This is a genomic window from Haloarcula rubra, assembly GCF_019599465.1.
In the GTDB taxonomy this organism is placed as follows: Archaea; Halobacteriota; Halobacteria; order Halobacteriales; family Haloarculaceae; genus Haloarcula; species Haloarcula rubra.
On sequence record NZ_RKLR01000002.1, the window covers coordinates 18,828 to 42,476 of the forward strand.

At 68.0% G+C, this 23,649-nt stretch carries 24 protein-coding genes and 1 tRNA gene; 19 read left to right on the forward strand and 6 right to left on the reverse strand.

The window, feature by feature from the left end; genetic code table 11:
- Positions 1-56 precede the first annotated feature (56 nt).
- From EGH21_RS04705 to EGH21_RS04730, 6 genes are all read left to right on the forward strand, one after another.
- Positions 57-419, forward strand: a complete 363-nt coding sequence (locus EGH21_RS04705; RefSeq protein WP_220617336.1) for a winged helix-turn-helix domain-containing protein — start codon at positions 57-59, stop codon at positions 417-419.
- Between the two features lie 244 nt (positions 420-663).
- Entirely contained in the window at positions 664-828 is a 165-nt protein-coding gene (locus EGH21_RS04710) for an FmdB family zinc ribbon protein (protein ID WP_220617337.1), read from the forward strand.
- Positions 829-882: 54 nt separating this feature from the next.
- The gene (gene lipA, locus EGH21_RS04715; protein ID WP_220617338.1) at positions 883-1,806 is read left to right on the forward strand and encodes a lipoyl synthase; all 924 of its coding nucleotides are present in this window, start codon (positions 883-885) and stop codon (positions 1,804-1,806) included.
- Between the two features lie 151 nt (positions 1,807-1,957).
- On the forward strand, positions 1,958-3,064 hold the full coding sequence (pdhA, locus tag EGH21_RS04720) for a pyruvate dehydrogenase (acetyl-transferring) E1 component subunit alpha (RefSeq protein ID WP_220617990.1): 1,107 nt from the start codon (positions 1,958-1,960) through the stop codon (positions 3,062-3,064).
- On the forward strand, positions 3,061-4,044 hold the full coding sequence (locus EGH21_RS04725) for an alpha-ketoacid dehydrogenase subunit beta (protein ID WP_220617339.1): 984 nt from the start codon (positions 3,061-3,063) through the stop codon (positions 4,042-4,044). The genes pdhA and EGH21_RS04725 overlap by 4 nt, the downstream gene beginning before the upstream one ends.
- 3 nt (positions 4,045-4,047) lie before the next feature.
- Entirely contained in the window at positions 4,048-5,658 is a 1,611-nt protein-coding gene (locus EGH21_RS04730) for a 2-oxo acid dehydrogenase subunit E2 (RefSeq protein ID WP_220617340.1), read from the forward strand.
- Here EGH21_RS04730 and EGH21_RS04735 read toward each other — a convergent pair whose 3' ends face one another.
- Positions 5,659-5,988 carry a carboxymuconolactone decarboxylase family protein gene (locus EGH21_RS04735; RefSeq protein ID WP_220617341.1) on the reverse strand — a complete coding sequence of 110 codons (330 nt, stop codon included), beginning with the start codon at positions 5,986-5,988 and terminating at the stop codon, positions 5,659-5,661.
- Positions 5,989-6,117: 129 nt separating this feature from the next.
- On the opposite strand from EGH21_RS04735, the gene lpdA reads away from it, so the two are divergent.
- The 7 genes from lpdA to EGH21_RS04770 all read left to right on the forward strand — a co-directional run bounded on the left by lpdA (position 6,118) and on the right by EGH21_RS04770 (position 11,449).
- The gene (gene lpdA / locus EGH21_RS04740; protein WP_220617342.1) at positions 6,118-7,536 is read left to right on the forward strand and encodes a dihydrolipoyl dehydrogenase; all 1,419 of its coding nucleotides are present in this window, start codon (positions 6,118-6,120) and stop codon (positions 7,534-7,536) included.
- 103 nt (positions 7,537-7,639) lie between these two features.
- Positions 7,640-8,281, forward strand: a complete 642-nt coding sequence (locus tag EGH21_RS04745) for a hypothetical protein (RefSeq protein WP_220617343.1) — start codon at positions 7,640-7,642, stop codon at positions 8,279-8,281.
- Positions 8,282-8,324: 43 nt separating this feature from the next.
- Positions 8,325-9,164 (forward strand): aldo/keto reductase, encoded by an 840-nt coding sequence (locus EGH21_RS04750; RefSeq protein WP_220617344.1) that lies wholly within the window; start codon positions 8,325-8,327, stop codon positions 9,162-9,164.
- A 52-nt stretch (positions 9,165-9,216) separates the two neighbouring features.
- Positions 9,217-9,708 carry a hypothetical protein gene (locus EGH21_RS04755; protein WP_220617345.1) on the forward strand — a complete coding sequence of 164 codons (492 nt, stop codon included), beginning with the start codon at positions 9,217-9,219 and terminating at the stop codon, positions 9,706-9,708.
- 20 nt (positions 9,709-9,728) lie between these two features.
- Positions 9,729-10,544, forward strand: coding sequence for a prephenate dehydratase (pheA, locus tag EGH21_RS04760; RefSeq protein ID WP_220617991.1), 816 nt, complete (start codon positions 9,729-9,731; stop codon positions 10,542-10,544).
- A gap of 40 nt (positions 10,545-10,584) precedes the next feature.
- Entirely contained in the window at positions 10,585-10,989 is a 405-nt protein-coding gene (locus EGH21_RS04765; protein WP_220617346.1) for an Hsp20/alpha crystallin family protein, read from the forward strand.
- Position 10,990: 1 nt separating this feature from the next.
- Complete coding sequence (locus tag EGH21_RS04770; RefSeq protein ID WP_220617347.1) at positions 10,991-11,449, forward strand: peroxiredoxin; 459 nt, start codon at positions 10,991-10,993, stop codon at positions 11,447-11,449.
- 22 nt (positions 11,450-11,471) lie between these two features.
- On the opposite strand, the gene leuS is transcribed toward EGH21_RS04770, so the two are convergent.
- Positions 11,472-14,180, reverse strand: a complete 2,709-nt coding sequence (leuS, locus tag EGH21_RS04775; RefSeq protein WP_220617348.1) for a leucine--tRNA ligase — start codon at positions 14,178-14,180, stop codon at positions 11,472-11,474.
- Positions 14,181-14,292: 112 nt separating this feature from the next.
- On the opposite strand from leuS, the gene EGH21_RS04780 reads away from it, so the two are divergent.
- Complete coding sequence (locus tag EGH21_RS04780; RefSeq protein WP_220617349.1) at positions 14,293-14,508, forward strand: DUF7535 family protein; 216 nt, start codon at positions 14,293-14,295, stop codon at positions 14,506-14,508.
- Here EGH21_RS04780 and EGH21_RS04785 read toward each other — a convergent pair.
- Entirely contained in the window at positions 14,505-15,500 is a 996-nt protein-coding gene (locus tag EGH21_RS04785; RefSeq protein WP_220617350.1) for an ornithine cyclodeaminase family protein, read from the reverse strand. The genes EGH21_RS04780 and EGH21_RS04785 overlap by 4 nt on opposite strands.
- A 105-nt stretch (positions 15,501-15,605) precedes the next feature.
- Between EGH21_RS04785 and EGH21_RS04790 the strand changes: the two genes are divergently transcribed.
- Both EGH21_RS04790 and EGH21_RS04795 read left to right on the forward strand, forming a co-directional pair.
- Positions 15,606-16,445, forward strand: coding sequence for a hypothetical protein (locus EGH21_RS04790; RefSeq protein WP_220617351.1), 840 nt, complete (start codon positions 15,606-15,608; stop codon positions 16,443-16,445).
- Positions 16,446-16,584: 139 nt separating this feature from the next.
- Complete coding sequence (locus EGH21_RS04795; protein ID WP_220617352.1) at positions 16,585-16,731, forward strand: hypothetical protein; 147 nt, start codon at positions 16,585-16,587, stop codon at positions 16,729-16,731.
- A 578-nt stretch (positions 16,732-17,309) separates the two neighbouring features.
- Here the strand turns inward: EGH21_RS04795 and thsB are convergent.
- The 3 genes from thsB to EGH21_RS04810 form a co-directional block, all read right to left on the reverse strand.
- Positions 17,310-18,989, reverse strand: a complete 1,680-nt coding sequence (thsB, locus tag EGH21_RS04800) for a thermosome subunit beta (protein ID WP_425433295.1) — start codon at positions 18,987-18,989, stop codon at positions 17,310-17,312.
- A 174-nt stretch (positions 18,990-19,163) separates the two neighbouring features.
- Positions 19,164-19,553, reverse strand: a complete 390-nt coding sequence (locus tag EGH21_RS04805; RefSeq protein ID WP_220617353.1) for a DUF7383 domain-containing protein — start codon at positions 19,551-19,553, stop codon at positions 19,164-19,166.
- Positions 19,554-19,626: 73 nt separating this feature from the next.
- Positions 19,627-20,460 (reverse strand): NAD+ synthase, encoded by an 834-nt coding sequence (locus tag EGH21_RS04810; RefSeq protein WP_220617354.1) that lies wholly within the window; start codon positions 20,458-20,460, stop codon positions 19,627-19,629.
- Between the two features lie 161 nt (positions 20,461-20,621).
- Between EGH21_RS04810 and EGH21_RS04815 the strand changes: the two genes are divergently transcribed.
- From EGH21_RS04815 to EGH21_RS04825, 3 genes are all read left to right on the forward strand, one after another.
- Positions 20,622-20,692: transfer RNA gene (locus EGH21_RS04815), tRNA-Gly, on the forward strand.
- A gap of 216 nt (positions 20,693-20,908) precedes the next feature.
- On the forward strand, positions 20,909-21,058 hold the full coding sequence (locus EGH21_RS04820) for a hypothetical protein (protein ID WP_220617355.1): 150 nt from the start codon (positions 20,909-20,911) through the stop codon (positions 21,056-21,058).
- Between the two features lie 50 nt (positions 21,059-21,108).
- Positions 21,109-23,520 (forward strand): bacterio-opsin activator domain-containing protein, encoded by a 2,412-nt coding sequence (locus EGH21_RS04825; RefSeq protein WP_220617356.1) that lies wholly within the window; start codon positions 21,109-21,111, stop codon positions 23,518-23,520.
- The last annotated feature ends 129 nt before the right edge of the window (positions 23,521-23,649 follow it).

The following is a 23,649-nucleotide window of genomic DNA, read 5'->3' on the forward strand; positions in this document are numbered from 1 at the left end:
CCGAATCGGGCGGTCGTGACATCGATTTTATGTGGCTGGCTCCGTGGGGAGTGGCTGTGAGCAAGGACTGGGAGCCAGAGACCATCTTCGAGGTGCTGGGGAGCGAGGACGTGCGCCGCATCCTCGCCGTCGCCAACGTCGACCCCGTCTCGGTGCCGGACCTCGCCGAGGGACTGGACGCCTCCGAACCGACGGTCTACCGCCGGGTGAACGTCTGTCAGGAGTACGACCTCCTGCGGGAGGCCGACCGGGTCGACGACGACGGGAACCACTACAAGGTGTACGAGACGACGCTGGAGCGGGTGTGTTTCGAACTGGTCGGCGGGGGGTTCGAAGTGGACCTGCAACTCCGACGGGAGACGGTCGACCAGGTGGCGGACGTCGACCACGACGAGGCGACGCCCGACGACTCGGAGTGAGAGCGCCGAGCGCGGGGAGAGATACGCCGGAGGAATACCGACGCCATCGAGCGGTTCCGTCGCGGAGTTTCGTGGTCTGAAACGGCCCGGCGAGAGACAGTTCCCGGCGTTCACGGTGGCTAGCGGGCGGATTCGTTCCCGACACGCCCGGAACGGCTCGAGCTGCCGATATCGGACGTTTCAGAGGTTGAAGCGCCCGACCGGGTTATAACAATCTCACGCTGTTATACGTCGACTGGATACTATGTCCGTACTCCAAACCGTCAAGCAGAAAGTGGGAATCGCCGACGAGAAACCGTCCTACCGGTGCGAAGAGTGTGGCAACGAGTTCCAGTCCGACGCCGACCCCGGGTCGTACTGGTTCCAGTGCCCGGAGTGTGGCGGCGAGGACCTGACGAGTCTGGAGTGACGACGTCCGCACAGAGCGCAACCTCTTTTGAGCGGAGTCCCCAACTGTCGGACAATGAGTCGTGCGCGCAAGCCCGACTGGCTGAAGATGCGGCCACCGTCGGGCGAGCGGTTCACCGACATCAAACAGAGCCTCCGGGACCGGAACCTCAACACGGTCTGCGAGGAGGCCAACTGTCCGAACCTCGGGGAGTGCTGGAGCGGCCGGAACGGCCCGGGGACGGCGACGTTCATGTTGATGGGCGACCGCTGTTCCCGGGGCTGTAACTTCTGTGACGTCGAGACCGGGGGGATGGAGGCGTTAGACCCCGACGAACCCGAGCGGGTGGCCGACGCCGTCGCCGACATCGGACTGGACTACGTCGTCCTGACGAGCGTCGACCGGGACGACCTGCCAGACCAGGGCGCGAGCCACTTCGCCGAGACGATTCGGGCGATACGACGGCGGGACTCGGACGTCCTCGTCGAGTGCCTGATTCCGGACTTCCGCGGCGAGGAGCACCTCGTCCGGCAGATTATCGACGCCGAACCGGACGTGTTGGCTCACAACGTCGAGACGGTCGACCGCCTCCAGTGGCCGGTCCGCGACCGCCGGGCGGGCTACGAGCAGTCGCTGTCGGTCCTGCGGCAAGCGAGTCGGGAGAGCGACGTCTACACCAAGACCAGCATCATGCTCGGCGTCGGCGAGTACGCCCACGAGGTGTACCAGACGCTCTCGGACCTGCGACAGGTCGGCGTCGACGTGGTGACGCTGGGTCAGTACCTCCAGCCCTCGCGCTCGCATCTGGAGGTCTCGGAGTACGTCCACCCCGACGCCTTCGAGACGTGGCGGCGGGTCGCCGAGGAGGAACTGGGGTTCCTCTACTGCGCGTCGGGGCCGATGGTGCGGTCCTCCTACCGGGCCGGCGAACTGTTCGTCGAGGCGGTCAGGCGCGGCGAGGACGTGGCCGACGCCCGCGAGCGAGCGCGGAACGCGTAGGACGCCTCCCGATTGTGACCCACCGAACCGTTACAGCCTACGAAGGCAATACCCAGTGGTAATGTTTCGCCCGCGAATATAACACCACACAAACGCTAAGCCCGTCGCGGGTCAAGGTTTATCACATGTCACACCAGGGCAGGTGGTCTCTCTGAGTGTCCTCCAGCGCGACCCCACGGACAGAGTACAGGTACTCGACGAGGACGGGCAGGTCGTCGACGGCGCGACGGTGCCGGACCTGTCCGACGACACGCTCGTCGAGATGTACCGCAACGTCAAACTGGGGCGGCACTTCGACCAGCGGGCGGTGAGTCTCCAGCGGCAGGGTCGGATGGGAACCTATCCGCCGATGTCCGGACAGGAGGCCTCACAGGTCGGGAGCGCGATGGCGCTCGACGACGGCGACTGGACGTTCCCCAGTTACCGCGAACACCTCGCGCTGTACGTCCGGGGCTGGGACCTCTCGGAGGACCTCCTGTACTGGATGGGCAACGAGTGGGGGAACGAACCGCCCGAGGACGTACAGGTGTTCTCGCTCGCGGTACCCATCGCCACCCAGATTCCCCACGCCACGGGCGCCGCGTGGGCCTCGAAACTCGAGGGCGAACAGACGGTGTTCCTCACGTACTTCGGCGACGGCGCCACGAGCGAGGGCGACTTCCACGAGGGACTGAACTTCGCCGGCGTCTTCGACGTGCCCGCGGTGTTCTTCTGTAACAACAACCAGTGGGCTATCTCGGTCCCCCGAGAGCGACAGACCGCCAGCGAGACGCTGGCCCAGAAGGCGAACGCCTACGGCTTCGACGGCGTACAGGTCGACGGGATGGACCCGCTGGCGGTGTATCAGGCGACCAGCGAGGCCGTCGCGAAGGCCCGGGACCCGGGCGACGGCGAGCGCCGCCCGACGATGATAGAGGCGGTCCAGTACCGGTTCGGCGCCCACACCACCGCCGACGACCCGTCGGTGTACCGGGACGACGACGAGGTTGAGCGCTGGAAGCAGAAAGACCCCATCCCACGGATGGAGACGTTCCTCCGTGACCGCGGGCTACTGGACGACGAACGGGTCGCGGCTATCGACGAGTCCATCAAGGAGGAGGTGGCCGACGCCATCGACGCCGCCGAGTCGACGGAGCGACCTACCCCCGAGGAGATGTTCGCGCACGTGTACGCGGAGATGCCGAAACGACTGGAACAGCAACTCGACTATCTGCAGGCGTTGCGGGAGCGACACGGCGACGAGGTGCTACTGGAATGAGCGCACAGAGTCTCACGCTGGTACAGGCGGTCAGAGACGGTCTCTTCGGCGAGATGGACCGGGACGACGACGTCGTCGTCATGGGCGAAGACGTCGGGAAGAACGGCGGCGTCTTCCGGGCGACGCAGGGCCTCTACGAGGAGTTCGGCGAGGACCGCGTCGTCGACACGCCGCTCGCGGAGTCGGGCATCGTCGGCACCGCCGTCGGGATGGCGGCCTACGGGATGCGCCCGGTCCCCGAGATTCAGTTCTCCGGGTTCATGTACCCCGCCTTCGACCAGATAGTGAGCCACGCCGCCCGCCTGCGCACCCGAAGCAGGGGCCGGTACACCTGCCCGATGACGATACGGGCGCCCTACGGCGGCGGCATCCGCGCCCCGGAACACCACTCCGAGTCCAAGGAGGCGTTCTACACGCACGAACCCGGCCTGAAGGTGGTCGTCCCGTCGACGCCGCGAGACACGAAGGGCCTGCTCGCCGCCTCGATTCGGGACCCCGACCCCGTCGTCTTCCTCGAACCGAAACTCATCTACCGGTCGTTCCGCGAGGAGGTGCCCGACGAGTCCTACACCGTCGAGCTGGGCGAGGCGAACGTCCGCCGCGAGGGCGAGGACGTCTCCGTGTTCACGTGGGGCGCGATGACTCGCCCGACGATGGAAGCGGCCGAGGACCTCGCGGAGGAGGGCATCGACGTCGAGGTGGTCGACCTGCGGACGCTGAAACCGATGGACACCGACGCCATCGTCGAGTCGTTCCGGAAGACAGGACGGGCGGCCGTCGTCCACGAGGCCCCGAAGACCGGCGGCCTCGCGGGCGAGATTATCGCCACCATCCAGGAGGAGGTGCTCCTGTATCAGGAGGCCCCAATCACCCGTATCACGGGGTTCGACGTCCCCTTCCCGCTGTACGCCTTGGAGGACTACTACCTCCCCGAACCTGCCCGCATCAAAGACGGTATCAGAGAGGCCGCGGAGTTTTAGCGCATGTTCGAGTTCGAACTCCCGGACCTCGGCGAGGGCGTCGCCGAGGGGGAAGTGCTGGCGTGGCACGTCGCCGTCGGCGACACGGTCACCGAGGACCAGGTGCTGGCCGAGGTGGAGACGGACAAGGCCGCCGTCGACGTCCCCTCGCCCGTCGACGGCGTCGTCCGCGAACTACACGCCGAGGTGGGCGACGTAGTCCAGACCGGCGAGGTGCTCATCACCATCGAGGAGGACGGCGACGCCGCCGAGAGCGAGGCCGCCGAGACGGACGCGAGCGAGGGCGCGACCACCGACGGCGAGACGGCCGCGGCCGGTGCCGAGACGGACGTCACGACCGCGGACGGACGGGTGTTCGCCGCGCCGAGCGTCCGCCGTCTGGCCCGCGAGGAGGGCGTCGACCTCGCGACCGTCGAGGGGTCCGGACCCGGCGGCCGCGTCACGGAGGCCGACGTCGAGGCCGCGGCCGAGGCGAGCGAGCGTGACGCCGACGGCCCCACCAGCGTCGTCTCGAAAGTCGGCGAAGACGAGGACGACGGCCCGACCTCGGTGGTGTCGCGAGTCGACGCGGACGAGAGCGACGGCGGCGAATCAGACGAACGGGCGGTCAAATCGGCCGTCAGGAAGGTGTCGGCCGCGGAACCGATGGCCGAACGGCGCGACCGGACGCTGGCGACGCCCGCGACCCGGCGACTGGCCCGCGAACTCGACGTGGACATCGACGCCGTGCCGACCGACGAGACGCGCGACGGCGAACCGTACGTCGACGAGGCCGCCGTCCGCGCGTTCGCCGAGGCCGAGTCGGTCGAGGTCACCGACGAGGACGTCCGCGAGGTGACCGAGGCGGTCGTCTCGGAGATGCAGTCGATCGCCGACGAGGCCGCTGCCGAGGAGACAACAGGGGTCGACGCGACCGAGGGCGACCGGCGGGAACCGTACCGCGGCGTCCGGCGGGCCATCGGCGAGCAGATGACCCGCTCCCGGCGGGAGGTCCCCCACGCGACCCACCACGACGAGGTGGCCGTCCCCGACCTCGTGGCGGCCCGCGAGCGCCTCCAGCCACTCGCCGAGGAGCGCGGCGTCCGTCTCACCTACACGCCGTTCCTGCTGAAGTGCGTCGCCAGGGCGCTGGACGACCACCCCATCCTCGCCAGCCAACTCGACGAGGCGAACGAGGAGATCGTGTTCAAGTCCGACCGGAACGTCGGCGTCGCGACAGCGACCGACCACGGCCTCGTGGTGCCGGTCGTCGAGGACGTCGACGAGAAGGGCCTGCTGGAACTCGCGACCGAGGTCGACGACCTCGTCGACCGGGCGCGGAGCCGCGACATCGACCGCGAGGAGATGCAGGGCGGGACGTTCACCGTGACGAACTTCGGGGCCATCGGCGGCGAGTACGCCGACCCGGTCATCAACGTCCCCGAGACGGCGATTCTGGGCGTCGGCGCGCTGAAGGAACGGCCGGTAGCCGAGGACGGCGAGGTGGTCGCGAAGCCGACGCTCACGCTCTCGCTGGCCATCGACCACCGGGTCATCGACGGCGCCGACGGCGCCCGCTTCGTCGCCACGCTGAAGGAGTACCTCTCGGACCCGACGCGCCTGTTGCTGGAGTAGCTACTCCGTCAGGTCCGCGATCCAGCTTCTGGCCGCCATCGCCTTCGGGAAGCCGATAGTCGGAATCGACAGCGCGGCGACGTGCTGGAGTTCCTCGGGAGTGAGGCCCTCGTCTAGCCCCCGCCGGACGTGTGAGTGGACCGCGCCCTCGGACTGTGCGCCGACCGCGAGCGCGAGTTTCACGAGGCGCTTCGTCTCGTCGTCCAGCGGCCCCGCCGCCGAACAGGCCTCGCCGAGGTCGCTGTACGCCTCCCAGACCGCCGGGTTCTCCTTCGCGAACTGGCCGGGCGTCGCGGGCAGGTCCTCCGTCTCGCTGAGTTGGTCCGCCATATCGGGGTGTTGGAGCGGGGGCGTAACATAGCTTGGCCCTTAGTAACACGGGTCGTACTCCTGAGGTCGCTCGGCGGCGACCGGTGACGAGGGCGCGTAGTTTTTCACCCGGCCGGTCGACTGGCCGCTATGGTCGTAGGAGACGTCACCACGGGCACGGAACTGCTGGTCATCGGCGGCGGGCCGGGCGGCTACGTCGCCGCCATCCGGGGCGCACAACTGGGACTCGACACGACGCTGGTCGAGAAGGACGCCTACGGCGGGACCTGTCTCAACCACGGCTGTATCCCCTCGAAGGCGCTCATCTCGGCGGCCGACGTGGCCCACGACGCCAAACACGCCGAGGACATGGGCGTCTTCGCCGACCCCGCCGTCGACATGGCGGGGATGACCGAGTGGAAAGACGGCGTCGTCACGCGCCTGACGAAGGGCGTCGAGTCGCTGTGTAAGAGCGCCGGCGTCAACCTCGTCTCGGGCACCGCCGAGTTCGCCGACGAGGAGACGGTCCGGGTCGCCCACGGCGGCGAGGGACAGGGGTCGGAGTCCATCGCCTTCGAACACGCCGTCGTCGCCACCGGAAGCCGACCCATCCAGGTGCCGGGCTTCGAGTTCGACAGCGAGTACATCCTCTCCTCGCGGGACGCCCTCGCACTGGAGTCGGTGCCCGACGACTTGCTCGTGGTCGGCGCGGGCTACATCGGCATGGAACTGTCGACGGTGTTCGCGAAACTGGGCGCGGACGTCACCGTCGTCGAGATGCTGGACGACGTCCTGCCGGGCTACGAGTCGGACGTGGCCGAGGTAGTCCGGGAGCGTGCCGAGTCGCTGGGCATCGACTTCGCCTTCGGCGAGGCCGCCCGCGACTGGGAGGAACTCGACGACGGCATCCGGGTGCGGACGACCGACGCCGACGACGAGGTCAGCGAGTACAACACGGACCGCTGTCTCGTCGCCGTCGGCCGGGAACCGGTCACCGACACGCTCGGACTGGACGCTATCGACCTCGCTCCGAACGAGGACGGCTTCCTCGCGACCGACGACCAGGCGCGCACGGACGTCGACCACATCTTCGCCGTCGGCGACGTGGCCGGCGAACCGATGCTGGCTCACAAGGGGATGGCCGAGGGAGAGGTGGCCGCCGAAGTCGCCGCCGGCGAACCCGCGGCGCTGGACCAGCAGGCGATTCCCGCCGCCGTCTTCACCGACCCGGAGATCGGCACCGTCGGCATGACCGAGGCCGAGGCCGACGACGCCGGGTTCGACCCCGTCGTCGGCGAGATGCCCCTGCGCGCGAACGGACGGGCGCTGACGCTCGACGAGAAGGAGGGGTTCGTCCGCGTCGTCGCCGACGCCGACACCGAGTTCCTGCTCGGGGCGCAAATCGTCGGGCCGGAGGCCTCCGAACTGATAGCCGAGGTCGGCCTCGGCATCGAGATGGGCGCCCGTCTGGAAGACGTCGCCGGCACCGTCCACACCCACCCGACGCTCTCCGAGGCCGTCCACGAGGCCGCGAAGGCCGCCCGCGGTGAGGCGATTCACACTCGGTAACAGCTCTCACGGCGCTCGGTACCGACGGGCGAGGTTCGAACCACGCGAAAGGATTATATTGCCGCTTGGGAAATTATCGGCAGACGAAGAACCGGCAAAAAACATGGATTCCGACACCGCCCAAGACGACCACATCACCGAGGCGATTCTCTCCGGTAGCACGTACGAACGCCTCCGCTACGAACGCCACTCGTACTTCCGACAGACCGTGCCCAGAACGCTCGCGCTCCAGAGTGCCTTCCTCGGACTGCTCGCGATACTGCTCCCGATGTACGGCCTCTTCCCCGAGAGCGTCGCCCAGTTCCTCCCGGCGGCCGACCCCGAAGTGGCGTCGCCGAAGGTGCTGTTGCTGGGCGTGTTCGGCGGCCTGCTGGAGGTCCTCGGTGCGGTGTTGCTCGTCGCCACGGCCGCCTACCGGGTCCGCCGCGCGCCACTCACGGAGGCACAGGCCCACGCGGCCCTCGACACCGAGGACTTCGCGCGGTACGTCGGCCTCGGGACCGGTGGCCTCGCCATCCTGCTCACCGTCTGTCTGTTCGCGATAGGGCTTGGCGGCGAGAGCGCCGTCGCCTCGTACGTCGCGACGGCCGGCGCGAACCCGTACGCCCCCTCCGGGTTCGACCTCTCGGTCGGCACCGTCTCGCTGGCGGGGTTCGTCGCCAGCGTCCTCGTCTTCTACGCCGGCAGCTACTTCGCCGTCCGCATCGCGCTGGAACGCATCCGGCAGCGCGGCGCCGACGTCTGACCGACCCGACCGCCTTTCAGGGTGGCCCGCCAACCCACCGTCGATGGTCCACAACGAGAGCGACACGTTCGACATCGGCGGCGACCTCACGGTGCGTCGACTCGGCTTCGGCGCGATGCGTATCACCGGCGAGGGCATCGTCGGCGAACCCGACGACGTCGAGAACGCCCGCGCCGTGTTAGAGCGGGCCGTCGAACTCGGCGTCGACTTTATCGACACCGCCGACTCGTACGGCCCCGGCGTCTCCGAACGACTCGTCGGCGAGACGCTGGACACCGAGCGCGAGGACCTGGTCGTCGGGACGAAGGGTGGCCTCCTGCGGAACACCGACGCCGACTGGATACCCCACGGCGACCCGGACTACCTCCGCAACGCCCTGCTGTGCTCGCGGGACCGCCTGCGGATGGACCCCATCGACCTCTACCAGTACCACCGCCCGGACCCCGACACGCCCTTCGAGGACGCCGTCCACGCGCTCGCCGAGATGAAAGACGAGGGCCTGCTCCGGCACGTCGGCCTCTCGAACGTCAGCGTCGAGCAACTGGACGCCGCCCGCGACGTCGTCGAGGTAGCGACGGTCCAGAACCAGTACAACGTCGCCAACCGGGACGACGAGGACGTGTTGGCGGCCTGCGAGAACTACGACGTCGGCTTCGTCCCGTGGTTCCCGCTGGCCGCGGGCGGACTGGACGACGTCGACGGCATCGACGAGATAGCCGAGCGCCACGACGCCACGCGCTACCAGATAGCGCTGGCGTGGCTCCTCCAGCACTCGGACGTGACCCTGCCGATTCCGGGCACGTCGAGCGTCGACCATCTGGAGCAGAACGTGGCCGCGAGCGCCGTCGACCTCTCCGACGACGAACTGGCGCGACTCTCGTAGCGGACCCACCACAAGAGGTTTGCTCGAATGCTGTGGAGGCTAGCGTGAGCCCATGCGTCCCCAGTTCCACCGTGCGAAGCCCCTCCAAGCCGCCAAGCTCACCGCCGTCGTGCTGACACTCCTGTACTCGGCCGGCGTCTACCTCCGAGTCATCCCGAGCGAGCGTATCACGACCCTGTTCCTCGTCCCGCTGCTGGCACTCCTCCTCGCGCTCGTCGTCACCGGCGAGGCCCTGTGCGCGGGCTACCGGGCCGCGCGGACCGACGGCCCCGTGACGGAGACACTCACCGCCAATCCGGGCTACGCAGTCGTGCGTTTCGTCGAACTCGGCACGGCCGTCGTCGCAGTCGCCGCGGTGGCCGTCGTCGTCGCCAGTATCCCCGCCGGACCGATGGCGGGACCGGGCGCCGTCGGGGTGTTCCTGCTGGTGGTCGGCCTCGGCCTGCTCGTCCTGCTGGGCGGTCTGCTCCGGTCGCTGACCGAACTCTACCGCCACCGGCAGAGCGCCCGCCCCGACGAGCGACGACCGGGGTCCTTTTCATGACGAGCGAACTACCCGACGGTATGACGACCATCACGCTGGGGCCCGCCGGGACCTACTCCCACCGGGCCGCGAAGGCGGTCGAGGACGGCGACATCGAGTTCGCGGAGTCGATGACCGCCATCGTCGAGGCCGTCGCCGAGGGCGAGGCCGACCGCGGCGTCGTCCCCGTCGAGAACAGCATCGAAGGGTCGGTGACGGAGTCGCTGGACGCCTTCTCGGAGTACGACGTCGCCGTCGTCGAGGAGATAATCACGCCCATCCGCCACGCTCTGCTGGCACAGGGCGAGACGTTCGAGTTGGTCTGTAGCCACGCGCAGGCGCTGGCCCAGTGCCGGGGCTGGCTGGACGAACACTACCCCGACGTCGAGGTGGAGGCCGTCGCCTCGACCGCTCGCGGCGTCGAACGCGCCCGCGAGGACCCGAGCGTCGCCGCCATCGGCCACCCCGAGAACGCCACCAACGGCACCGAACTGGAGTTGCTGGCCGAGGACATCCAGGACCAGTCCTCGAACGCCACCCGGTTCGTCGCCGTCGCCCCGGCGAGCGAGCGGACGGAGGCGGGGAGCAAGACCTCCTTCATCGTCTACCCGAACGCCGACTACCCCGGACTGTTGCTGGAGCTGCTGGAGGCCTTCGCCGACCGCGACATCAACCTCACCCGCATCGAGTCCCGCCCCAGCGGCGAGCGTCTGGGCGACTACGTCTTCCACATCGACGCGGCCGCCGGCCTCTACGAGGAGCGCACGCAGAAGGCCCTCGACGACATCGAGGAACTGGCCGAGAACGGGTGGGTCCGACACCTCGGCTCGTACGACAGCGTGACCGTCCTGAACTGAGCGTCCAGCGCTTAAGTCCCGGGGCGGCGTACACCCGACCATGAGCGACCGTGATCCGTTCGAGGAGATAGAACGCGCGTTCGACACACTGAGCGAGCAGTTCGGGGTGGACCTCGACACCGTCCCGACGGACATTCTGGACGAGGGCGACGCCTTCGTCGTCCACGCCGACCTCCCCGGCTACGACAGCGAGGACATAGACGTCCAGTTGGTCGAGGAGCGGAAACTCACCATCAGCGCCGACCACAGCGAGTCGACCGAGGCGACCGACGGCCGGTACGTCCAGCACGAACGCCGCCGACAGTCGGCCAGTCGAACGGTCACCCTCCCCGAGGCCGTCGACGAGGACGGGACCAGCGCAGCCTACGAGGACGGCGTCCTCACCGTCCGCCTGCCGAAAGTCAGCGTCGAAGGCGACGACGGTACGGACATCCCGGTGAACTGAGATGGTCCTCGAACCGGGGACGTCGGTGCCCGACATCGTGGCCGAGAACCAGCACGGCGAGGAGGTCCGCCCCGACTTCGCGACGCCGACGGTCGTCTACTTCTACCCGAAAGACGACACGCCGGGGTGTACGACCGAGGCCAGACAGTTCGACGAGCGCTACGAGCAGTACGACGACGCCGGCGTCGCCGTCTACGGCGTCTCCACCGACGACGTCGACAGCCACTGCGAGTTCGCCGAGACACACGATCTCTCGTTCGACCTGCTCGCGGACCCCAACGGGAACCTCGCGGAGGCGTTCGGCGTGGACCTCGTCGACGGTCGAAGCCGTCGGACGACGTTCGTCGTCGCCCAGAATCGGGTCGTCGGCGTCTACGAGGGCGTCCGCCCGGACGGACACGCGACCGACGTGTTACGTGACCTCGGCGAGGCAGGACTCCTCGACACCCCAGAACAGTAACGGGCCGAAACGGCGTGCGGGCTCAGGACTCGATGTCGATGGCCGGACGACCGGGTTCGGCCTTCTTCGCCAGACCGTCGTCGGCCTCGTCGGCCGAGAGGACGACCACCTCGGCGTCGAACTCGCGTTCGACGAGCCACGCGGCCCGTTCCAGCGCCGCGCGTTCGCCCTCGGGCGAGAGCGTCTCGTCGTACTGGGCGCGACCCGCGAGGTCCTTCGCGAAGTCGGCAGCGGCCTCGCCGTACCGCTGTAACTCCTCGTTCTGCATCACCGCGGGGACGACGTTGTCGGCCTCGCGTGCGACGTCGACCACGCGGTGCTTCCACTCGGGTGCGACGGCGAGCGTGACGGTCTGGGGGTCCTCGATGCCGACGGTGTCGACGATGTCCCGGACGTCCTCGCGGGTGTTCTCGACCAGACGGCGGGCGACGGCGTAGTCCTCGGGCGCCTCGGCGCTGGGCCAGTCGGCGTCGGCCATCAGGCCGTCCCGGTCGAGGCGGTCCCATATCTCCTCGCCGACGTGGGGCGCGACCGGCGCGAGCAGTTTCGCGGCGGTGGTGATACCGCGTTCGAGCACCTCGGCGTCCGGCGTCGTCGCGTCCTCGTACCGGCGGAGCAGGGAGACGAGTTCGCGCACCGCCTGCAGGGCGTGGTTGAAGCGGAACTGCTCGTACTCCTCGGTGGCGCGGGCCGCCGTGGCGTCTATCTCACGGGCGACGTAGTCGGCGATGTCGGCGCCGGCGTCGCCAGTTTCGACCTCGCCCTCGGCGTACTCCTCGGCCAGCCGATAGACGTTCTGGAGGAAACTGTGGGCCGACTGGACCTCCTCGGCGCTCCACGCCAGTTCCTTCTCCGGCTGGGCGGCCTCCATGATGAACAGGCGGGCGGTGTCGGCGCCGTACTCCTCGATGATGCGCTGGGGCGAGACGCCGTTGCCGCGGCTCTTGGACATCTTGTGGCCGTCCTCGCCCAGCACCATCCCCTGGTTCGTGAGATTCGTGAACGGTTCGCGCACACCCTCGAGCAGGTCGGTGTCGTCCAGCACCTTCGTGAAGAACCGGGCGTACAGCAGGTGCATCACGGCGTGTTCGATGCCGCCGACGTACTGGTCGACGGGCATCCAGTCGGTCGCTCGCTCGGCGTCGAAGGGGGCGTCCTCCAGGTCCGGCGAGGTGTACCGCAGGAAGTACCACGAGGAGTCGACGAACGTGTCCATCGTGTCCGTCTCGCGGACGGCGTCGCCGCCGCAGTCGGGACAGTCGACGTGTTTCCACTCCTCGGCGGCGTCCAGCGGGTTCCCGGTGGTGTGGACGAACTCCGGCAGTTCCACCGGCAGGTCCTCGTCGGGGACTTCGACGTAGCCACAGTCGTCGCAGTGAATCATCGGGATGGGCGTTCCCCAGTAGCGCTGGCGGGAGATGCCCCAGTCCCGGAGGTTGTACTCCGTACGGTGTTCGCCGTCGAACACCTCGACGAACTGCTCGCGGGCCTCCTCGCTGTGGAGGCCGTCGTACTCGCCGCTGTTGACCAGCAGGCCGTCCTCGGTGTAGGCCTCCTCCTGTACGTCGACGTCCTCGGGGTCTACGTCGGCGTCCTCGGTCGGTTCGACGACCTGCACGATGTCGATGTCGTGGTACTGGGCGAACTCGTGGTCCCGGTCGTCGTGGGCCGGCACGGCGTACAGCGCGCCGGTCCCCACGTCGGTCAGGACGTAGTCGGCGACGTAGACCGGAATCTCCTCGCCGGTGGCGGGGTTGACGGCGTACTCGCCGGTGAACACGCCCGACGTGACGTCGAGGTCGTCCTCGTCGGCCTGTTCGGCCTCGTGGATGTACTCGGCGACGTCCTCGTCGTCCTCGGCGATCTCCTGTGCGACGGGGTGCCCGGGGGCCAGCGAGAAGTAGGTCGCTCCGTAGATAGTGTCCAGTCGCGTCGTGAAGATGTCCACCTCGCCGTAGCCAGGAATCTCGAAGGCGACGCTCGCGCCCTCCTGCTTGCCTATCCAGTTGCGCTGCATCTCCCGGACGTTGTTGGGCCACCCGTCCAACTCGTCTAAGGCCTCCAGCAGTTCCTCGGCGTAGTCGGTGATGGTGAAGAACCACTGGTCCATCTCACGGTGCTCGATGGGGGTGTCACAGCGCCAGCAGACTTCGACGGCTCCGCCGTCTCCGTGAGGCTCCTCCGGAGCCTCCCCCTCCTCGACCTGTTCGTCGGCCAGCACCGTCTCACAGGACGGACACCAGTTCAGTTCGGCACCCTGTCGCTCGACGAGGCCCTCCTCGCGGAAGCGCTTGAACAGCCACTGGTTCCACCGGTAGTACTCCGGTTCGCAGGTCGCTATCTCGCGCTCCCAGTCGTAGCCGAAGCCCATCTCGGTCAACTGCTCTTTCATCGAGTCGATGCACTGCATCGTCCAGTCGCGGGGGTTCGTGTCACGCTCCTCGGCGGCGTTCTCGGCGGGCAGGCCGAACGAGTCCCACCCCATCGGGTGGAGGACGCTCTCTCCGCGCATCCGCTCGAAGCGGGCGAAGGCGTCGGTGATGGTGTAGTTCCGGACGTGGCCCATGTGGAGGCTGCCCGAGGTGTACGGGAACATCGCCAGCACGTACTCGGGGTCCTCGGCGTCGTCGTCGATGCGGAACACGTCGGCGTCCTCCCACGCCGCCTGCCAGCGGGGTTCGATGGCGGTGTGGTCGAACCCACGCTCGCGTTCCTCGCCAGTCGTGGTCATGATACCGTGATTTCGGACACGGACGGTGCTATACCTTTCCCTTCACGGGACTCGAGCGGCGGCACGGGATGCCAGCCGTAGCCTTATGCTCGCGCCGGACCTATCGGTCGGTATGACAGACGACGCCGACGAGTCGAGCGACTCCATCCTGCCGGAACCGTTGCGAACCGTCACGCCGCTCACCGGCCCGCACCGTGACGAGAGCATGGACGTCATCGGGTGGGGGATGTTCCTCGGCCTGCTGGTCCTGTTGCTGCCGCTGTTGCCGTTCGTCCTCATCGTCTGGCTCATCTCGAAGGTGACCGAGGCCGTGACGCCGTCGAACTAGGGCGTCTCGGTGCCGACCAGCGAGAAGGCCGTCCCCTCGTCGGCTATCTGTGCGCCCTGATAGGCGACGTGGGCGGCCGCGACGTCCTGAATCGCCAGCCCCGTCGAGTCGAAGACGGTGAGGCCGTCCTCTGGCTCTCGGCCCGGAATCTCTCCGGCGACGATGCTGCCGAGTTCGCCGTAGATGTCCCCGTCGGAGAGCACTCCCTCGCTCCACGGGACGTTGATTTCGCCCGAGTGGGTACACTGCTCGTAGTCGTCGATGACGAGTTTCGCGTCCAACAGCGTCCGGTCGTCGTGTTCGTGCTTGCCGGCGGCGTCGGCCCCGATGGCGTTGACGTGCGTGCGCTCGCCCAACCACGACCGGTCGACGATGGGCGACTCGACGGGCGTTATCGTCGAGAGCACGTCACAGCCGGCGGCGTCCTCGATTGACCCGGCGCGCACCTCGAAGCGGTCGGAGAAGTGGTCGACGAACGCCTGCTGTTTCTTCGCGTCGCGGTCCGCGATGACCACCGTCTCGACGTCCCGCACGCTGGCGATGGCCTCCAGTTGCGTGTACGACTGGGTGCCGGCGCCGACCAGTCCGAGCGAGTCGGCGTCGGGAACGGCGAGGTGGTCGGTGGCGACGGCCGCCGCCGCGCCGGTCCGCAGGCGCGTGAGGACGGTGCCGTCCATCACCGCCAGCGGGAACGCCGTCTCGGGGTCCGAGTAGATGAGCGTCCCCAGCACCGTCGGCAGGCCGTGGTCGGCGGGGTTGTCGGGGTGGACGTTGACCCACTTGACCGCCGCGGCGTCCCACTCGCCGGCGTGGACGTACGCCGGCATCGAGCGGAAGTCACCGTTGTACTTCGGGAGGTCGATGTAGGACTTGGCGGGCATGATGGTGTCGCCGCGGGCGTCGGCCGCGAAGGCCGATTCGACGGCGTCGATGACCGCGGGCAGGTCGGCGTGTTCCGCCACGTCGTCGGGACCGAGCAGCAGCGTCTGCATGCGAAAACGTCGCACGTCGCGGCACTTATACTGCCCGCGTCTCTGCCCACGAGGGAAGTTTCGTGGCCCCGACTCGTTATCCGTCTCCAGTCCGTCTCTGGTCGCATGCACCGGGGGGCCGCCGTCGCGGCGCTGGCGCTGTGTCTCGTCACTGCGGGGTGTACCGGCCTCGTCGGGTCGGGGTCGCCGTCGGCCGGCGAGACGGTGACGCCGGCACCGGTACCCGCACAACCGCCGGCGCCGGTCGCCCCGGGACTCACGGAGGCGGGCGTCACCGACACGCGGGCGCTCGCACGGGCCCACGTGACGACGCTCGGGAACGTCTCCTACACGCTCCGGCACACCCGCACGGTCCAGACGGCGAACGGCACGGTCCGTCTGCGGCAGGTCACCACCGGCGAGTTCGCCGCGAACTACCGGACGTACGTCGCGACCCGGACGATTACCGGCACCGAGGTGCCGCCGACGGAGATTCGGACACGCTGGGCGGAGGGGCGTGCGGTCCAGTGGACGACGGTGAACGGGACGACCCGACGGGAAATCGTCGCCGACGGCCGGGGCATCGGCGCACCACCGCTCCCGCCCCGAGCGGCGCTGTTCTTCGACCCGACGTACAACGGCCGGGTCGCCGCGCTGTTTGCGGGCGCGAACGTCACTGCCGTCACCCGGACCAGTGAGGAGGTCATGCAGACCTACCGGGCACCGGTCTCCCGCGTCGTCGCCGACGGGGCGGCCGACCGCTCGCAGTTCCCGGTCGTCCACGCCGAGCGAGTCGGCGACGTTCGCTTCACCGCCGTCGTCGGGCCCAGCGGCGTCGTCTACGGCTACGGCACGCAGTACACCGTCGTCCGGAACGGGACGACGCTGCACGTCACCGAATCCCTGCGATACAGCGACCTCGGGACGACGACGCCGCGTCGGGGCCCGGCATCCTCGCCGGAGTGAGCGCCGCTGGGAGTCGCTGTCCGACTATGACGTCCAGTGAGGGTATCGCCGACGTCGGAGAGACACCTCGCTTTAATTAAACTCTTCACAACTCATAACTAGTTGTAAAGTCACGTCCGCCGGCCGGGTGTGACACACAATGGCACTAGAATTCGCACACAGCCCGTTACTGACGTTTCTGCTCGGCTTGATAGCTGTCATCGGCCTTCTCGTGTGGCTCGAACTGCCCGCGTTCGTCGGCCTGTTCACGACGCTGCTCGTCTCGACGGTCGTCCCGATGGCCTGACCGCTCCATCAGTCACCACGACGGACAGGCTCTCAACGCGACCGCCCCAGAGCCGAGCCGGTGAGATGGTTTTCGCCTCACAGGTCGCTTCACTCCTGTTCGGCGTCTCGGCTCCGCCGCCGTCGTCACCGGGCCGCCGCTGGGCGTCCCCGGCGTCGACCCGTTCCGGGTGGCACTCGCGGCGGCGACGTTCGCCCTCTTCACCCGAGACGTCGACACGATGTACCTCATTCTGGGCGGTGGGCTGGTCGGTGCGAGCGTGTTCTTCGTGGTGTGAGCTACCGACGACAACGTATCGCAGAAAGGAGCCGCAGTAAGCATCCGGCGCGCTGCGCGCGCCGGTTCAGCCGCGGCGAACCGACTACCGCGCGGCTTTGCCGCGCGACAGGAGCACGCCGCGATTTTTCCCCACGTTTTTGCACGACCGAGGGCGGCTTTGCCGCCCGAGAGAGTTGCAAAAAGTGGTCTTACCTCACGGGCTTCGCCCGTTCGCTATCGAGGTTCCTACGGAACCTCGCTTGCCTCGCGGCTTCCGCCGCTCGACTGTGAGGTAGGCCCTCGCTTCGCTCGGCCCTACCCTACATCATGCCGCCCATGCCGCCGCCCATGCCGCCCATGCCGCCGGGGGCGCCACCGGGGCCGCCGGGGCCGCCTTCGTCACCGTCGCCGGACGTCGAGAGGTCGCCGGCGGCGATGATGTCGTCGATTTTGAGCACGAGGTTCGCGGCCTCTGCAGCCGAGGAGACGGCCTGGGTCTTCGCGTGGGCCGGTTCGACGACGCCGGTGTCGAGCGTGTTCTCGACGTCGCCGGTGAAGACGTTCAGGCCGGCGCTGACGTCGCCGTCCTCGTGGGCGGCGCGCAGGTCGACCAGCGTGTCGATGGAGTCGAGGCCGGCGTTCTCCGCGAGCGTGCGCGGGATGATTTCGAGCGCGTCGGCGAAGGCCTCGACGGCGAGCTGTTCGCGACCTTCGACGGAGTCGGCGAAGTCGCGCAGTCGAGCGGCGACCTCGATTTCGGGTGCGCCGCCGCCGCCGAGCACCGCGCCGTTGGCGACGGTGGAGGCGACGACGTCCAGCGCGTCCGTGACGCCGCGTTCGAGTTCGTCGACGACGTGGTCGGTCGAGCCACGCAGGAGGAGCGTGACACCGTGGGCGTTCTCGCCGCCCTCGACGTAGAACAGCCCCTCGTTCTCGTCACGGGAGACGGTCCCGTGACCGAGGTCGTCCTCGCTGGCCGAGTCGAGGTCCGAGACGATGCTCGCGCCGAGGACTTCCTTCAGGAACTCGATGTCGGACTTCTTCGCGCGCTTGACGGCGAGGATGCCCTTCTCGGCGAGGTAGTGCTGGGCCATGTCGTCGATGTTCTTCTGACAGAACAGGACGTTGGCACCGGTGGCCTCGACCTTGTCGACGAGGTCCTTGAGCTGCTGTTCCTCCTTGTCGAGGAAGTTCTGGAGCTGACTCGGGTCGTCGACGGAGAGCTGGGCGTCGACCTCCGTCTCGTCGAGTTCGATGGCCGTGTCCATCAGGAGCACCTTCGCGTCGTCGACCGAGGTCGGCATCTCCTCGTGGACGGGGTCCTTGTCGACGACGGCGCCTTCGAGGAGCTCGGAGTCGCCGGCGGAGCTGCCGGTCTGGGTCTCGATGTTGAGGTACTCGAGGTCGGCGACGACGGAGCCGTCCTCGGCTTCGACGGTGACCGCGTTGACCGCGTCGACGATGATCTGGGCGAGCAGTTCCTTGTTGAGTTCCGCGCCCTTGCCGGTCATCGACGTCTCGGCGACCTTCTTCAGAAGTTCCTCGTCGTCGGGGTCGACGTCGGTCGCGATGTCCTGAATCTCCGACTTGGCCTCCTTCGCGGCCATGTCGAAGCCCTTGATGATGGCCGACGGGTGGATGTCCTGGTCGAGGAGGTCCTCGGCGTTCTTCAGGAGTTCCCCGGCGATGGCGACGGCGGAGGTGGTGCCGTCGCCGGCCTCGTCCTCCTGCGTCTCGGCGACCTCGACGATCATCGAGGCCGTCGGGTTGTCGATGTCCATCTCCGTGAGGATGGTGACGCCGTCGTTCGTGACGGTGACGTCACCCATCGAGGAGACGAGCATCTTGTCCATCCCTTTCGGTCCGAGTGTCGAGCGTACGGACTCCGCGACCGCGCGAGCGGCCGAGATGTTGTGCTCCTGTGCGGACTTGTCCTTCATCCGCTGGGCGTCTTCACCGAGAATTATCATCGGCTGGCCCTGCATTTGGCGCTGGCTCATAGTCAGCGAAAGATTGCATGTGGTTCTATATAAAAGTGCGGGTTAGAAGCGAGTCGCGGGGGTGAGGTTCGACGACCGAGACGCGCCCAAACCACCGGACTGCGACCAATACCGCGTGATAGCGTGTGACTGTGTGCCACGGCCACTCGCCGGCTGTGGCGGCATTTTATATACTCACTCCACCGGCTCCTTCCAGTGGACGATGGCCGTCCCGACGACGAAGGCGTCCTCGCTGTCCCGGTCACGTTCGAACTGGAGCGTGTTCTCCCCGGCGTGGAGGTGGTCGGCGGCGACGGTGTCCATCCAGTACTGCCAGCCGGTGCCCGGCGCGACGTCGAACCCCGACAGTGGCTGGTCGTTGAGACAGATTTCGTGCGTGAACGCGTCGACGTCGTACACCTGCATCTCGACGTACGGTTCGGCCGGCGCGTCGGTCGGCACGTCGAACGCGACCCGGTCGGTGCTGTCGCCGGAGAACTCGGCCCACGGGACGTCCAGCGAGTCCTCGCCGGGGCCGAGATGTTGCTGGAACGTACAGCGTGCGTAGTTCGCGCGGTGGGACATACCGGACCGACGACCGGGAGCTAAATAAAGCACGGTGGGGGCCGACGACGCGGCCGAGCGCTGGCGAGGGCGGTCAGTACAGTGGGTCCGGACCCGGCGGCATCGCGCGCTTGTGCGCGCTGGACTCGTACATCTCGCGGACCTGTTCGACGAGTGACTCGGGGACGCCGACGTGGTCGGCGGTGGCGGCTTTCGGCACACCGCCGTCGACGTGGAGCGCGAGAATCGAGTCCAGCGTGTCGTAGTCCATCCCCATCTCCGTGGCGTCGGTCTGCCCGCTCCACATCTCGGCGCTCGCCGTCTTCTCGGCGAGGTCGTCGGGGACGCCGACGTGTTTCGCCAACTGGCGGACCTGCTGTTTGTACAGCGTCGCGAGGGGGTGGCAGTCGACGGCGCCGTCGCCGTACTTCGTGTAGTAGCCCACCAGCGCCTCGCTCCGGTTGCCGGTGCCCAACACCAGCGCATTCTCGTGGTTGCCGACGAGGTAGTTCAGCACGGCCCGACAGCGCACGCGGAGGTTCCCCACCGCCAGCTGGTCGTCCTCGGCGTCGGGGTAGGCGTCGAGGAACGCGTCGACGAGCGGGTTGATTTCGACGACGTCGTACTCGATGCCCAGCAGTTCGTCGGCGACGCGTTCGGCGTCGCTCATGTTGTCCGGGCGGTTGACCTCGCTGGGCATGACCAGCCCGTGGACGGCGTCGGGACCGAGCGCCTCGACTGCGAGGTGACTGGTCAGCGTGCTGTCGATGCCACCGGAGAGGCCGATGACCGCCCGGTCGACGCCCGCGGCGTCGAGTTGCGCCTCGACGAAGTCGGTGATGTGCTCGCGGTGCGCCGCCAGTTCGGCCTCCGAGAACGTGAGGTCGAGCGGGGTGTCCGCCTGCACGACGGTGTCGGCTTGGGCCATACCTATCGGTAGGCCTAATCGAACAAATAGCCATCCATCGACGCCGTATTTTCGGACGTGTGTCCAACGAACGGGCGGCGTCCGAACGCCGTGTCCAGTCGGTCGCCGTCCACCGGAAGCGCTACGTTCAAGTGCGACGGTCGTAGAGACTGTTAGTGAGCGCGCCGGTGGTCCAGTGGTAGGACATTGGCTTCCCAAGCCAATAGCCCGGGTTCAATTCCCGGCCGGCGCATTCTGCTGTGAGGAAGCCGCGAGCGGCCGCTCGGACCGCTCACGCTCGGTCTGCACGCCCAGACGTTCTCGTGGACGAGTGTCGACGGCGGGCGAAGCGGCGGCGTCGACGCCACTCGGACACGCGTCAGAACTCCCGTCACCATACACTATATCTCCTTAAACACGACCATACGTCAGCTTTATGCGATAGAAACGCACGTTCGTTCGTGTGACGATGGCAGAGTGTACCAATTGCAAAGAGGAGTCGACACACGTCTGGAAACACCGCCGGCCGACGGAGACGACGACACATCGGACGGTCGAGTGGCTCTGTGCGCGGTGTCACCCGGGGATGAGCGACACACTCCGCAACGAAGGTGCGTAGCGGTCCGGGACCCTGCACATTCTTGTGACGGAGTGGCTAACCAGTTAGGTATGGATAGCGGGGCTACCGTCCTCGTCTGCGGGACCGACGAGGCGGCCGTCGCAGAGACGGCCCGAGGACTGGCGGAGGTGGGGGAGCAGTTCGACGTCGTGACGGCCGACGGCGAGGCGACGGCGAGCGCCGTCGGGGCGGTCGACTGTATCGTGAACGACGGCGTCGACGTGACGGAACTGGTCGAACAGATACGGCGGGACCGGCCCGGCGTCCCACTGGTCGTCTTCGGTCGCGGGTCGCCGGACGCCGTGGACGCGGTGTTGGCGTCCGGGGGAGTCGAGTACGTCCACCGGGGGACCGACGAGCAGTACGTCGTCCTCGCCCACCGCATCGAACGGGTAGTGGGCACCGACCGCGGTTCGGGGACGGTCGGCGCTGGCGAGTTCGACCGCCACGGCGAGGTCATCGAAGCGCTCGACGACGGGGTGTACGCGCTCGACGACGAGGGGGAGTTCGTCTTCGTCAACGACGGGATGGCCGACCTCACCGGGTACAGCGTGGACGAACTGCTCGGCGAGCACACCGCAGCCATCAAGGACCGCGAGACGGTGGAACTGGCCGAGTCGAAACTCGCCACGCTGCTCTCCTCGGACGGCCCCGACGACGTCGGGACGACGTTCGAACTGGAACTCCGGCGGGCGGACGACGAGACGGTGCCCTGCGAGGACCACATGACGGTGCTGTACGGACCGGACGGCGAGTTCCGCGGCACCGCGGGCGTCATCCGCGACATCACCGAACGGAAGCGCCGCGAGGAGATGCTCTCGGCCCTGCAAGAGACGTCTCGAGCGCTGATGCAAGCCCCCAGCAGAGAGGAGGTCGCGAGCATCGTCGCGGACGCGGCCGAGCGAGTCCTCGGCCTCGACATGGCCGTCGTCCGCCTCTACGACGCCGACGAGCGGGTGTTGCGGCCCGCGGCGACGACCGACACCGTGGTCGAACGACTCGGCGAGCGCCCCGTCTACGCACTCGACGAGGGTCGGCCGGGAGAGGTGTTCGCGTCGGGCGAAGCCGCGACGCTGAGCGAGTCCCACGAACTCGACGACGGCGGCCCGACGGTTCAGTCCGGCCTCTACTTCCCCATCGGCGTCCACGGCACGCTGAGCGTGCTGTCGATGGAACCCGACGCCTTCGACGACATCGACCGGCAAGTCGTCGCGCTGCTCGCGACCAACGCCGCGGCGGCGTGCAACCGGGCCAAGCGCGAACAGGAGGTGCGAGAGACCCGGGAACGCATCGCGACTATCCTCGACCGTATCAACGGCCTCATCGAGAACACCGTCGAGGTGCTGGTCGAGGCGACCACCCGCGAGGCCGTCGAGGCCGGCGTCTGCGAGCAACTGGCCGCGACCGACCCCTACACCTTCGCGTGGGTCGGCCGGCCCGACGTCCGTGGGAGCGCGCTGCTGCCGAGCGAGTGGGCCGGCGACGCCGCGATAGCGATGGACGACCTCTCGGTCCCGATCGGCGACGGCACGCCCGGCAGCGTCGCCTTCACCGACCACACGACCGAGATACTGGACGACCTCTCGGCCGCCGACGGCGAGTGGGTCGACCGCGTCCGCGAGGCCGGCGTCGCCTCGGTGATGGCCATCCCGCTGTCGTACACCGACTCGACCTACGGCGTGTTGTACGTCTGTGCGGACGAACCGGACGCCTTCGACGACCGCGAGCAGGTCGTCCTCGAAGCGTTGGGTCGGGCCGTCGCCAACGCCATCAACGCCATCGAGAGCGGGAAGATTCTCTCGGCGGACAAGGTGGTCGAACTGGAGTTCACCGTCGACGACCGGGCCCTCCTGTTGAGTCGGCTGTCGGCCTCGACCGGTGCGACGTTCACGTCCGCCGGCGCGGTCACACAGGACGACGGGTCCATCCGCCTCTACCTCACGGTCGAGGGCGGGGACAGCGAGGCGATTCTCGCCGAACTGACCGACGACGACGCCGTCGTCGGTGCCACTTGCGTCGCCGAACACGAGGGGCGTGCGCTGTTCGACGTCACCGTCGGCGAGTCGCTACTGGGGACGCTGGTCGACCACGGCGCGGTGCCGAAGGCCATCTCCGGCGAGAGCGGTATCGTCCGGTACACCATCGAACTGCCCTACGAGACCGAGGCCAGAGAGGTGTTCTCGCTGGTCGAGGACAACTACGGCAACACCGACCTCGTCGGCTACCACGAACACGAGCGGCCGGTCCAGACCCAACAGGAGTTCCGGGCGTCGCTGGCGGAACGGTTCACCGACCGGCAGGAGACGGCCCTGCGAACCGCGTTCCTCGGCGGGTTCTTCGAGTGGCCCCGCGAGGTGGACGGCGACGAACTCGCGACGGCGATGGACATCTCGCGGCCGACGTACCACCAGCACCTCCGGGCCGCCCAGCAGAAGGTGTTCGAGGAGTTGTTCGAGCGGTAGCGAGGGACCGAGCGGCAGCGAAGACCCTCGAAACGCAAACGGGGAGCAGCGCGACCCGTGAGCGATAGCGAGAGTCCGAGTAGGTGAGGACCCTCGAAGCGCGACGGCGAACGGAGTGAGCCGTGAAGC

Coding starts and splice junctions, on each gene's coding strand:
- EGH21_RS04785 (WP_220617350.1), bottom strand. CDS start 15,500: ATGCAGACGCTGCTGCTCGGTCCCGACGACGTGGCGGAACACGCCGAC.
- EGH21_RS04730 (WP_220617340.1), top strand. CDS start 4,048: ATGTTCGAGTTCGAACTCCCGGACCTCGGCGAGGGCGTCGCCGAGGGG.
- leuS (WP_220617348.1), bottom strand. CDS start 14,180: ATGACCACGACTGGCGAGGAACGCGAGCGTGGGTTCGACCACACCGCC.
- lpdA (WP_220617342.1), top strand. CDS start 6,118: ATGGTCGTAGGAGACGTCACCACGGGCACGGAACTGCTGGTCATCGGC.
- EGH21_RS04750 (WP_220617344.1), top strand. CDS start 8,325: ATGGTCCACAACGAGAGCGACACGTTCGACATCGGCGGCGACCTCACG.
- EGH21_RS04805 (WP_220617353.1), bottom strand. CDS start 19,553: ATGTCCCACCGCGCGAACTACGCACGCTGTACGTTCCAGCAACATCTC.
- EGH21_RS04745 (WP_220617343.1), top strand. CDS start 7,640: ATGGATTCCGACACCGCCCAAGACGACCACATCACCGAGGCGATTCTC.
- lipA (WP_220617338.1), top strand. CDS start 883: ATGAGTCGTGCGCGCAAGCCCGACTGGCTGAAGATGCGGCCACCGTCG.
- EGH21_RS04825 (WP_220617356.1), top strand. CDS start 21,109: ATGGATAGCGGGGCTACCGTCCTCGTCTGCGGGACCGACGAGGCGGCC.
- EGH21_RS04795 (WP_220617352.1), top strand. CDS start 16,585: ATGGCACTAGAATTCGCACACAGCCCGTTACTGACGTTTCTGCTCGGC.
- EGH21_RS04735 (WP_220617341.1), bottom strand. CDS start 5,988: ATGGCGGACCAACTCAGCGAGACGGAGGACCTGCCCGCGACGCCCGGC.
- EGH21_RS04780 (WP_220617349.1), top strand. CDS start 14,293: ATGACAGACGACGCCGACGAGTCGAGCGACTCCATCCTGCCGGAACCG.
- EGH21_RS04770 (WP_220617347.1), top strand. CDS start 10,991: ATGGTCCTCGAACCGGGGACGTCGGTGCCCGACATCGTGGCCGAGAAC.
- pheA (WP_220617991.1), top strand. CDS start 9,729: ATGACGACCATCACGCTGGGGCCCGCCGGGACCTACTCCCACCGGGCC.
- EGH21_RS04810 (WP_220617354.1), bottom strand. CDS start 20,460: ATGGCCCAAGCCGACACCGTCGTGCAGGCGGACACCCCGCTCGACCTC.
- EGH21_RS04820 (WP_220617355.1), top strand. CDS start 20,909: ATGGCAGAGTGTACCAATTGCAAAGAGGAGTCGACACACGTCTGGAAA.
- EGH21_RS04790 (WP_220617351.1), top strand. CDS start 15,606: ATGCACCGGGGGGCCGCCGTCGCGGCGCTGGCGCTGTGTCTCGTCACT.
- EGH21_RS04755 (WP_220617345.1), top strand. CDS start 9,217: ATGCGTCCCCAGTTCCACCGTGCGAAGCCCCTCCAAGCCGCCAAGCTC.
- thsB (WP_425433295.1), bottom strand. CDS start 18,989: ATGAGCCAGCGCCAAATGCAGGGCCAGCCGATGATAATTCTCGGTGAA.
- EGH21_RS04765 (WP_220617346.1), top strand. CDS start 10,585: ATGAGCGACCGTGATCCGTTCGAGGAGATAGAACGCGCGTTCGACACA.
- EGH21_RS04725 (WP_220617339.1), top strand. CDS start 3,061: ATGAGCGCACAGAGTCTCACGCTGGTACAGGCGGTCAGAGACGGTCTC.
- EGH21_RS04710 (WP_220617337.1), top strand. CDS start 664: ATGTCCGTACTCCAAACCGTCAAGCAGAAAGTGGGAATCGCCGACGAG.